The sequence below is a fragment of the Amycolatopsis sp. 3B14 genome, assembly GCF_050958625.1.
GTDB lineage: Bacteria > Actinomycetota > Actinomycetes > Mycobacteriales > Pseudonocardiaceae > Amycolatopsis_E > Amycolatopsis_E thermoflava.
On record NZ_JBHZEN010000091.1, the window covers coordinates 1 to 10,231 of the forward strand.

Here is a 10,231-nt window from a genome sequence, read left to right on the forward strand (position 1 = left end):
CCGCTGCCGCTGCCGCTGCCAGCCCGGTGCCGGTGTCGGTCTCGGTGTTGGAGCCCGCCGCCGCTGCCCGGTGCGCTGTCGGTGTGCTTCAGCGCCCTGTGTCTCCTCGCCGCCCTACCGGTCCGGCGACTGGGCAGCCCGGAGCCCGCCTGCACACCGCACATGCAAAACCGCCACGGTCGCGCGGCGGCATCCACTCGGCGGCCTTGTGGCTGGGCCACCGGGCCTCGCGACCAGTCGCCGGCCGGGCGCGGTGAGCCGCACCAGGCCGCTCCGCCCATCCCAACTACCAGTGAAGGAGCTGTGAACGCGATGGGGGTGATAACAGGGAGCGCACTCCCCATATGGTGAGCTTCCGCGCGTGAACGAGGCGACGGCAGAGCTCGACGTGCTGGCGGGTCTCTTCGGGGCGCAGCCGGATCCGTCCATCCCGGTGCCGCTGGTGACCGGCGGTGTGGCGCTCCTGCTGGTGTTGTCCGGCGCGCCCTGGCGGATGGCCCGCAACGTGATCACCATCGTGCACGAGGCCGGCCACGCGTTGATCGCGGTGCTGGCCGGACGGCGGTTGCAGGGCATCAAGCTGCACTCGGACACCTCGGGCGTCACGGTCTCGCGGGGCAAGCCCGAGGGGCCGGGCATGGTCCTGACCGCGCTCGCGGGCTACCCGGCCCCCGGGATTCTCGGCCTGGCCTTCGCGAGCCTGCTGGCCGCGGGGCGCATCACGGTGCTGCTCGCGCTCGCCGCGTTGTTGCTGCTCGGGGTGCTGGTCATGGTCCGCAACGCGTACGGCGTGCTGTCCGTGGTGCTCACGGCCGCCGGTCTGGCGGCGGTCGCGCTCGTCGCCGGTCCGCAGGTCCAGGCGTGGTTCATCTACCTGATCACCTGGTTCCTGCTGTTCGGCGGGCTCCGGCCGGTCATCGAGCTGCAGATCAAACGGCGGCGCGGTGCGGCGCGGGACTCCGACGCGGACCAGCTCGCCCGGCTGACCGGCGTGCCGGCGGCGCTGTGGATGCTGATGCTCGGCGTGCTCGCGGTCACTTGTCTCTTCGTCGGTGGCGCGTGGCTGCTGGAACCCGCGCTGCAGCCCTGACCTGCCCGTGCGGCACACTGGAGGCTCCCAGTTCCCAGCGTGGAGGTAGCGGTGTCCGACGAGGTGGCGAAGGCTGTTGAGGAGTGCGCGCGGGCGGCCAAGGCGGCGGCCCCGTCGTTGGCCACCGCGTCCGACGAGGCCATCGACGCGGCCCTGACCGCCATGGCGAACCGGCTCCTCGACGCGCGGGAAACCGTGCTGGAGGCCAACCGGGCCGACGTGGCGCGGGCGCAGCAGGAAGGCATGAGCGCCGGACTGCTCGACCGCCTCACGATCACCGAGGAGCGGCTCACCGGCATGGCCGAGCAGCTGCGCCTGCTGGCCGGCTCGCCCCACGGGGAGCGCGAGATCCCGGTGAAGGAGCTGTCCGACGGCCTGCGGCTGGTCGAGCGGCGCCGTCCGGTGGGCGTGATCGGCGCGAACTACGAGGCCCGGCCCAACGTGACGGTCGACGTGGCGTCGCAGCTGGTGAAGTCCCGCAACGGCGGGGTGCTGCGCACCGGCTCGGCCGCGCTCGGTTCCGCGCAGCGGCTCCTGGAGGTCGTCATCGCCCCGGCGCTGTCCGACGCGGGCATCGATCCCGCCGTCGTGCAGCTGGTGCCGCGTGTCGAGCGGGAGGCCGCCGCTGCCCTGGTGCGGTTCCCGGACCTGGTGCCGCTCGTCATCCTGCGCGGCAGCGGCGAGAGCACCCGCGCGCTCGCGCTGGAGGCCGCCCAGCACGGCGTGCGCACACTCGCCCACGCCGACGGCGGTGGCGTGCTGTACATCGACGAGGCCGCCGACGCCGGCAAGGTCCGCGACCTGGTGTTCAACAGCCTCGACCGGCTGGGTGTCTGCAACCGGCTCAACCTGCTGCTCATCCACTCCGCGGTGCACGACCAGCTGTGGCCGGTCATCTCCGAGGCGCTGGCCGAGCGGAAGGTGACGCCGTCGCTGCCGCCGCACGACCACGCGATCGGCTACGAGTGGGCGCTCGACTCCGACCACGAGGCCACGGTGACCGTCGCGCAGGTCGCCAACGTGACCGAGGCCGTGTCGATCGCGAACGAGCAGACCTCCGGCCTGGCGGCGGGCATCGCCACCGAGAACGCCGGAACCGCCTCGGCCTTCCTCGACGGCTACACCGGCACCGGCGTGTTCTGGAACGCGCCGACGCGCCTGCTGGACGGCTTCAAGCTGCTGGCCGTGCCGGAGACCGGCATCAACCTGGACAAGGTGCCGGGCCCCCGCGGGCCGGTCACCTACACGGACCTGTATGTGCGCCAGTACGCGGTCCTGCCCGCGAACTGAGCCTGGACGACCGATGCGGTCGCCGGGGCACCCGGCCCGGTGACCGCCTCGATTTCCGCTCGGCAGCCTGCTAATCCCGCCTGAGCACGTACGGGTGCAAGCGCGCGTAGCCGCGAACCGTCGCCGGGCGGCGGGATCGCACCGTGAAACCCGGCAGCTCCGCCAGCTCGCCCGCCAGTTCGCGGTCGATCAGCACCGTGCCGGGACGCGCCACCGACGTGAGCCGGGCGGCCATGTTCACCACCGACCCGTACACGTCGCCGAAGCGGCTCAGGATCCGGCCCGCCGCCAGACCCGCCCTGACTTCCGGCAGTTCCGCGTCCGCCGCTGTGCGTTCGGTCAGCGTCAGCGCTATCTCGGCCGCGTCGGCGGGCGCGTCGGCGACGAACAGCACCTCGTCGCCGATCATCTTCACCACCCGGCCGTGGTGGTCGGCGATCACCTCGGTCGCGAGCAGCTCGAAGCCCTCCAGCACGGCACTGAGCTCGCTCTCGTCGAGGCGGCGGGTCAGCCGCGTGTAGCCGACCATGTCGACGAACCCGACGACCTCGGTCCGCGCCTCCAGGTCCTCCTCCGGCGAGGCCAGCGCCCGGCCCGCGAACGCCGCCAGGTGCCGCCGCCACACGAAGTCCTGCACGCGCTGCAACTCCGGCAGCAGGCGCTCGACCAGCGTCACGACCTGTGAATCGTCCTGGCCGAGGTGCTCGTTCTCGGTGATCAGCGTCCACAGCATCCGCACCTGCCACTCCGCGAGCCGGGACAGGTGCAGGCCCAGCGTGCGCGCCACCGGCGCCTCCAGCCCCTGGTCGAGCAGGCCGGAGGAGATCAGCTGGTCGGTGGTGCGCACCGCCTCGACGTCGGCCTCGGTGAAGACGACCTCGTCGTCGCCGACCGTGGCGAACCCCAGCGCCCGCCACAGGCGGGTGGCCCGTTCGATGGGCACCCCCGCCTTCTCGGCCACCTCGAGCCGCGTGTAGCGGCGCTCGCCGCCGAGCAGGATGCTCTCGAGGCCCTCGGCGTCCACGACGGCCTACGTGGTGTGCACGATCAGGACGTCGACGCCCGACTTGCGCGCCGCCTCCGACGGCACCGACCCGAGCAGCCGCCCGGTGAGCGTGTTCAGGCCGCGGTTGCCGACGACCAGCAGGTCGGCCGACTTGTCGGAGACGACCTTGCGCAAGGCTTCGACCGGCTCCCCGACCACGGCGATCGTCTCGGTCGACCCCGCGCCGGCCTTGAGCGCGCGGTCGCGGGCGCTGCGGAGCGTGTCCTCGGCCGGCGCCGAACCGACCACCTGGTAGGCCTCCTCGCCGAGGACGTCCTGGGCCTTCTCCACGTCCTGCCTGCTCGCCGGGTAGTAGGCGCACACGATGACGAGCGTGGCGCCGGAGTCCGCGGCCACGGCCGCCGCCCGGTCGACCGCGCGGAACGATGAATCAGACCCGTCCGTACCGACAACCACGGTCCGGTATGCAGCCATCCCAATACCTCCGGCAAGGGTGCGCGCCTGTGCGCTTTCGCAAGTGGCGCCCTAGGTTACTCGCCAGTCGGTTTCTGCGCAGCCCCACCACCGGTGACGGTTCCACGTTCTTCGGCGGGGCATGACAGCTGCTCGGGCACCCCCTGCACCGGGGCGACAACTGCGCAGGTGGGGCGGCTCAGCGGCGGTGGCGGCGAACCTGAGCGAAGGTGGCGCTGATGGCTCGGACGGGGCCGCGAGCGCGGCGCCGGTGGCGATCGAGGTGGGTCCCGCGCTGGAGGTGCCACCGCAGGGTGACCGGTCAGGCTGCTCGTCACGGCGAGTCGGGTGCGGCGGGTCGGGTGCGGCCGCGCTGTCGCTCGGCGCGGCCGGACGGCCCCTGATGGCCCCGAGCCTGCTCGGTTGGGCTGTCTCGGCATGTCCCGCCGGTGGGATCGCGGCATGTCCTGCCGGTGGGATCGTGGCCTGTCTGGTCGGCGAAACAGAGCTTGCCCGATTGGCAGGGCCCGGCAGGTGAAACCAAGCGTGCCGGACGTGCCGGGGCGAGCCTGCCGGACCTGCCGGACGTGCCGGGGTGAGCCGGCCGGACCTGCCGGGGCGAGCGTGCCGGACCTGCCGGGCGTGTCGGGGTGGACGTGCCGGACCAGCCGGGCGTGTCGTGGTGGGCGTGCCGGACCAGCCGGGCGTGCCGGGGCGAGCGTGCCGGACCAGCCGGGCGTGCCGGGGCGAGCGTGCCGGACCAGCCGGGCGTGCCGGGGCGAGCGTGCCGGACCAGCCGGACGTGCCGGGGCGAGCCTGCCGGACCTGCCGGGCGTGTCGGGTGGGCCTGCCCGACCTGCCGAGGTGGGCCAGCCCGATGTGCCAGGCCTGCCGAGGCGCGCTTGCCGCGCCGACTCGGCAGGCTTGGCCAATCCCTACTGCCTCCCGGAGGGCTTTCCTGCCGGGGCGGCCTCCCGCTCCTCGGGCAGGGGTTCGATCACCGGTTCGGCCTCGCCGAGCACCGAGTTCGCCTCTAGCAGCACTTCGCGCGCGGCCTTGACCTGTTCGGCGATTCCCGCGCGCAGCTTGCGCAGCGCCTCCACCCGGTCGGCGGCCGCGTTGATTCGGCGGTTCGATTCCTCCGTGGCTTCGCGCACGCGGCGCGCCGCCTCGTCGGATGCTTCCGCCACCCGGGCGTTCGCTTCGGTGATCGACTCCGTCTTGCGGCGGTTCGCATCCTCGATGGACTCGCGGCGGCGGCGTTCGATTTCGGCCTTCGCGGCGGCCTCTTCCTCGGCGACCTTCTTGCGGATCGCGGCCGCCTCGTCCGTCGCTTCGCGGACGCGGCGCTCGGCTTCCGCCTTGCTGGTCGCCTCCTGCTCCGCCAGCACCCGCATCGCCTCGGTGCGCCGCGCCGCCATCGCGATCTCGAAGTCCTCTTCGACCTGCGTGCGGCGCTGCTCGGCCTCGCGGTCCAGCCGGTCCCGCTCCTCCTTGGCCTTGTTCGTGATCGACTCGGCCTCGGCGCGGGCGGTCTCCAGCACCTTGCGGTGCTCGGCCTCCATCTCCTTGCGCCGCGCGTCCAGCTCGGACAGCAGCTGCTCGTAGCGGGCGCGCATGGCACTGGCGTCCGACTCGGCCTTCGCCCGGATGTGCCCGGCCTCGGCCTCTGCGCGGGCCCGCGTGTCGGCGGCCTCCTCCTGCGCCAGCCGCAGCATGCGCTGCAACCGCTCGGACAGGCCCTCGACCGTCGTCGGCGGCTGGCCGAGCCGCTCGACCTGGCCGCGCAGGTTCTCGATCTCGCCGCGAGCCTGCTCCAGCTGCCGGGCGAGGTCGCCGGCCTGCGAGATGGCGGCATCCCGGTCGGCGGCGAGCATTTTCAGGTCGCTGTCCAGCCGTTCGAGGTGCTCGTCGACCTGGTGGCGGTCGTAACCGCGCTTGGCCAGGTCGAAACCCGCGCCGAGCGGTACAAGCTCTCGTTCGTCGCCAAGGCTCATGCGGCCCAGACTACTTAGGCGCCGCGGAACAAATTGATCCGGTCGATGTGCTTGGACCGCTTCTCCACATCACGCACGCCCAAACCCTCCTCCGGGGCGAGACACAACACACCGACCTTGCCCTGGTGGGCGTTGCGGTGCACGTCCAGCGCCGCCTGCCCGGTCTCGGTCATCGAGTAGGTCCGGGACAGCGTCGGGTGGATCAGGCCTTTCGCGATCAAGCGGTTGGCCTCCCACGACTCGCGGTAATTCGCGAAATGCGAGCCGATGATCCGTTTCAGGTTCATCCACAGGTACCGGTTGTCGTACTGGTGCAGGTATCCGGATGTGGACGCGCAGGTGACGATCGTGCCGCCCTTGCGCGCCGCGTAGACCGACGCGCCGAACGTTTCCCGGCCGGGGTGCTCGAACACGATGTCCGGGTCCTCGCCGCCGGTCAACTCTCGGATGCGCGCGCCGAAGCGCTGCCACTCCTTCGGGTCCTGCGTGTTCTCGTCCTTCCAGAACCGGTAACCCTCCGCATTGCGGTCGATCACCAGTTCGGCACCCATCCGGCGGACGATCTCCGCCTTCTCCGGGCTGGACACCACGCACACCGGGATCGCGCCGCCGTTGAGCGCGAACTGCGTCGCGTACGACCCGAGCCCGCCGGAGGCGCCCCAGATCAGCACGACGTCGCCCTGCTTCATGTTCGCGCCGTTGGTGGTCACCAGCTGCCGGTAGGCGGTGGAGTTGACCAGCCCGGGGCAGGCGGCCTCCTCCCAGGTCAGGTGGTCCGGCTTGGGCATCAGCTGGTTGGCCTTGACCAGCGCCAGCTCCGCGAGACCGCCGAAGTTGGTCTCGAAGCCCCAGATCCGCTGGTCGGAGTCGAGCATCGTGTCGTTGTGCCCGTCCGGGCCTTCCAGCTCGACGTTGAGGCAGTGCGCGACGATCTCGTCGCCCGGCTTCCACCGGTGGACGCCCGGCCCGGTGCGCAGCACGACGCCGGCCGCGTCCGAGCCGACCACGTGGTAGGGCTGGTCGTGGCGCTTGGCCAGCGGCGACAGCTTCCCGTAGCGCTGCAGGAACTTGAACGTGGGGATCGGCTCGAAGATCGACGTCCACACGGTGTTGTAGTTGATCGCGCTGGCCATCACGGCGATCAGCGCCTCGCCGGGCCCCGGCTCGGGGGTGGGCACCTCGTCCACGTGCAGCGACTTGCGCGGGTCCTTGTCCCGGGAGGGGATGCCGTCGAACATGCCGGCCTCGTCGGCGTGGACCGTCACGCCGCGGTAGGCCTCCGGCACCGGCAGAGCGCCCACTTCGGCGGTCTCGCCGGTGAGGATCGCATCCCGGATGTCCGTGATCGTCATGTCGGCCTCCCTGCGCTGGGTTGGAGTGCCTGACATTACTGGCCGGTAACGTCATCCGCCACTGTCCGGGAGGAGGGCTACCTCACCCGTCCGTTGTGCCGGGTTCGCCGTGATCCCGACGTGATTGACCGGCCGGCCAATCAAGGAGCACCATGGCAGTGCGGAGACCGCGCCGCGTGGTCTCCCGGATCGGGTTCGGAGGTGATCACGAATGGCTGATCGTTCGAAGCGGGCGTGGACCCGTCCGCACGACTGGGCCGAGGTCGTGCTCGGGGTGGTGGCGGTCCTGACGCCCCTGTGGGCCGACACCGACACCACCACCATGTGGACGATGATCGTTCTGGGCGCCCTCATCGCGCTGGACGGCCTGCTTTCGCTGTCCATGCCGGGTCTCGTCTACGGCGAGGGGGTCCAGGTCGTGCTCGGGGCGCTGCTGTTCATCGCGCCGTGGGTGATGACGTACACGGCACTGGACGTGGCGGCGTGGTCCTCGTGGATCATCGGCGCCCTCACCGCGATCGCCGGGCTGGCGGCCCTGCCCGTCGCGAACGCGGTGCACCGCGGTGGGATGACGACGGCGCACTGAGCCGTCGCGCCCGGGGTCGGCCCACGGCGCGCCGGTTTTCGGTTAGCGTTGTGGGCCGGCAAGCTGTACGAAAGGCGGGCGGAGTGGCGCGCACCGAACACGGGGACGACCTGCCGGCCAAGGAGCGGATCCTCCGCGCGGCCGAGGACCTGTTCGCGGACAGCGGTTTCGACGCCACTCCGACCTCCCGGATCGCCGAGCGCGCCGGCGTCCCGAAGGGACTCGTGCACTACTACTTCCGCCGCAAGGCCGACCTGCTCACCGCGCTCATCAAGCGCCTGCCGGACGAGCAGATCGACGCCGCGCGGGTCGTGGTGCCCGGCGACATCGCGGAGAGCCTGCGGCGGCTGGTGTCCGAACTCGACGCGCGGCTCGCCAGGTCGCGGATGCTGTCCCACCTGCTGTGGCGGGAGGCCGACACCCACCGGGCGGTGCGGGACGCGCTGCACGACCGGTTCCAGCAGCTGGTCCGGCAGGTCCGCACGGTGATCATCGCCGCGGGTGAGGGCGACCTCGCGGTGGCCGACGTGGACAGCGCGGCCGGCCTGCTGGCGCTCGCGGTGAGCTACCGGCACTCGGTGGCGCGGCACGCCGGGGACGACCCGCCGGACCTGATGGAGCGGGAGCTGAACTTCATCGCCGACGCGCTGATGGCCCGGCCGGCGCCGGGTTAGTGCGACGCGGCGGGCTCGACCAGTTCGACGAGCACCCCGCCGGCGTCCTTCGGGTGCACGAAGTTGACCTTGCTGTTCGCGGTGCCGCGCTTGGCCTTGTCGTACAGCAGGCGCAGGCCCTTGGCGCGCAGCGCCTCGGCGGCCGCCTCGACGTCGGTGACCCGGTAGGCGACCTGCTGCAGGCCGGGGCCCTTGGTGTCGAGGAACTTCCCGATCGTCGAGTCCGGGCGCAGCGGCGCGAGCAGCTGGATGGCGGGGCCGGACTCGTCGCCCGGCGCGTGCAGCATCGCCTCGCGCACGCCCTGCTCCTCGTTGACCTCGGAGTGCGTGGCGATCATGCCGAAGTTCTCCGCGTAGAAGTCGATCGCGGCGTCGAGATCGGCGACGGCGATGCCGACGTGGTCGATGGTCGTCACGAACGGCTTCAGCGCGTCATTCATAGTGGTGAGGATAAAGCTTGGCACCTGCGTACGTGGGTGCCACGGCTCACACCTGTACTGGACGGCCGCTCCGGGTATCGTCGGATCGACCGCCGTCGTTCGTCTGTTGGAGGCTGCTGTGTCCGGTTCCGTCATCCTGGGTGCCGCGCGTACCCCGATTGGGCGTCTGCTCGGTTCACTGAAGGACTTCACCGGCGCGCAACTCGGCGGGATCGCCATCAAGGCCGCGCTGGAGCAGGCCGGGGTGTCCCCGGACAAGGTGCAGTACACGATCATGGGCCAGGTGCTCACCGCGGGCGCGGGCCAGATCCCGGCTCGTCAGGCCGCGGTCGCCGCCGGCATCCCGATGGACGTGCCCGCGCTGACCATCAACAAGGTGTGCCTGTCCGGCCTGGACGCCATCGCGCTGGCCGACCAGCTCATCCGCGCAGGCGAGTTCGACCTCGTGGTGGCCGGCGGCCAGGAGTCGATGACCCAGGCGCCGCACCTGCTGCCGAAGTCGCGGTCCGGCTTCAAGTACGGCGACACCACGCTGCTCGACCACATGGCCTACGACGGCCTGTTCTGCGCGTTCGACCAGTGCGCGATGGGCGCGTCCACGGAGAAGTACAACTCCCGCTACGGCATCACGCGCGAGGACCAGGACGCCTTCTCGGCCCGGTCGCACCAGCGCGCGGTCGCGGCCGCCGAAGCCGGCCGGTTCAAGGCCGAGCTGGCGCCGGTGTCCATCCCGCAGCGCAAGGGCGACCCGGTCGTCTTCGACACCGACGAGGGCGTGCGCGCCGACACCACCGCGGAGAGCCTGGCCAAGCTGCGCCCGGCGTTCGCCTCGGACGGCACCATCACCGCGGGCTCGGCCTCGCAGATCTCCGACGGCGCCGCCGCGGTCGTCGTCGCCAGCCGGGCCAAGGCCGAGGAGCTGGGCCTGGAGCCGCTCGCCGAGATCGGCGCCCACGGTGTGGTCGCCGGCCCGGACGCGAGCCTGCACGAGCAGCCGTCCAACGCGATCAAGGCCGCGCTGGCGAAGGCGAAGCTGGACGCGAGCGCGCTGGACCTGGTCGAGATCAACGAGGCGTTCGCCGCGGTCGGCCTGGTGTCGACGAAGGCGCTGGGCATCGACCCGGAGATCGTGAACGTCGACGGCGGCGCCATCGCGCTGGGCCACCCGATCGGCGCGTCCGGTGCCCGACTGGCCGTGCACCTGGTGCACGAGCTGCGCCGCCGCGGCGGCGGCCTCGGCGCGGCCGGGCTGTGCGGCGGCGGTGGCCAGGGCGACGCGCTGCTGATCAAGGTGCCCGCGCTGTAGTGCCACTGGACGTCGGGGAGCTCGTCGACCGCGCGCG

General features: G+C 71.9%; 10 protein-coding genes. 5 read left to right on the forward strand and 5 right to left on the reverse strand.

The window, feature by feature from the left end; genetic code table 11:
• The first annotated feature begins 361 nt into the window (after window positions 1–361).
• The gene (locus ACCP09_RS37175; RefSeq protein ID WP_027934368.1) at window positions 362–1,090 is read left to right on the forward strand and encodes a M50 family metallopeptidase; all 729 of its coding nucleotides are present in this window, start codon (window positions 362–364) and stop codon (window positions 1,088–1,090) included.
• 51 nt (window positions 1,091–1,141) lie between these two features.
• Complete coding sequence (locus ACCP09_RS37180; RefSeq protein WP_433753622.1) at window positions 1,142–2,380, forward strand: aldehyde dehydrogenase family protein; 1,239 nt, start codon at window positions 1,142–1,144, stop codon at window positions 2,378–2,380.
• Window positions 2,381–2,450: 70 nt separating this feature from the next.
• Here the strand turns inward: ACCP09_RS37180 and ACCP09_RS37185 are convergent, their stop codons facing one another.
• The 4 genes from ACCP09_RS37185 to ccrA form a co-directional block, all read right to left on the reverse strand.
• Complete coding sequence (locus ACCP09_RS37185; protein WP_433753624.1) at window positions 2,451–3,404, reverse strand: adenylate/guanylate cyclase domain-containing protein; 954 nt, start codon at window positions 3,402–3,404, stop codon at window positions 2,451–2,453.
• 6 nt (window positions 3,405–3,410) lie between these two features.
• On the reverse strand, window positions 3,411–3,860 hold the full coding sequence (locus tag ACCP09_RS37190; RefSeq protein WP_017984484.1) for a universal stress protein: 450 nt from the start codon (window positions 3,858–3,860) through the stop codon (window positions 3,411–3,413).
• A gap of 914 nt (window positions 3,861–4,774) precedes the next feature.
• Window positions 4,775–5,836 carry a chromosome segregation protein gene (locus ACCP09_RS37195; RefSeq protein WP_027934371.1) on the reverse strand — a complete coding sequence of 354 codons (1,062 nt, stop codon included), beginning with the start codon at window positions 5,834–5,836 and terminating at the stop codon, window positions 4,775–4,777.
• Window positions 5,837–5,850: 14 nt separating this feature from the next.
• Window positions 5,851–7,188: a crotonyl-CoA carboxylase/reductase gene (ccrA, locus tag ACCP09_RS37200; RefSeq protein ID WP_017984482.1), complete on the reverse strand. Its 1,338-nt coding sequence runs from the start codon at window positions 7,186–7,188 to the stop codon at window positions 5,851–5,853.
• A gap of 211 nt (window positions 7,189–7,399) precedes the next feature.
• Between ccrA and ACCP09_RS37205 the strand changes: the two genes are divergently transcribed.
• Complete coding sequence (locus ACCP09_RS37205; protein WP_027934372.1) at window positions 7,400–7,774, forward strand: SPW repeat protein; 375 nt, start codon at window positions 7,400–7,402, stop codon at window positions 7,772–7,774.
• Between the two features lie 83 nt (window positions 7,775–7,857).
• Entirely contained in the window at window positions 7,858–8,448 is a 591-nt protein-coding gene (locus ACCP09_RS37210) for a TetR/AcrR family transcriptional regulator (RefSeq protein WP_027934373.1), read from the forward strand.
• Here ACCP09_RS37210 and mce read toward each other — a convergent pair.
• Window positions 8,445–8,888 (reverse strand): methylmalonyl-CoA epimerase, encoded by a 444-nt coding sequence (gene mce, locus ACCP09_RS37215; RefSeq protein WP_017984479.1) that lies wholly within the window; start codon window positions 8,886–8,888, stop codon window positions 8,445–8,447. The two genes, ACCP09_RS37210 and mce, sit on opposite strands and share 4 nt — an antisense overlap.
• A 118-nt stretch (window positions 8,889–9,006) precedes the next feature.
• On the opposite strand from mce, the gene ACCP09_RS37220 reads away from it, so the two are divergent.
• Entirely contained in the window at window positions 9,007–10,194 is a 1,188-nt protein-coding gene (locus ACCP09_RS37220) for an acetyl-CoA C-acetyltransferase (RefSeq protein ID WP_027934374.1), read from the forward strand.
• The last annotated feature ends 37 nt before the right edge of the window (window positions 10,195–10,231 follow it).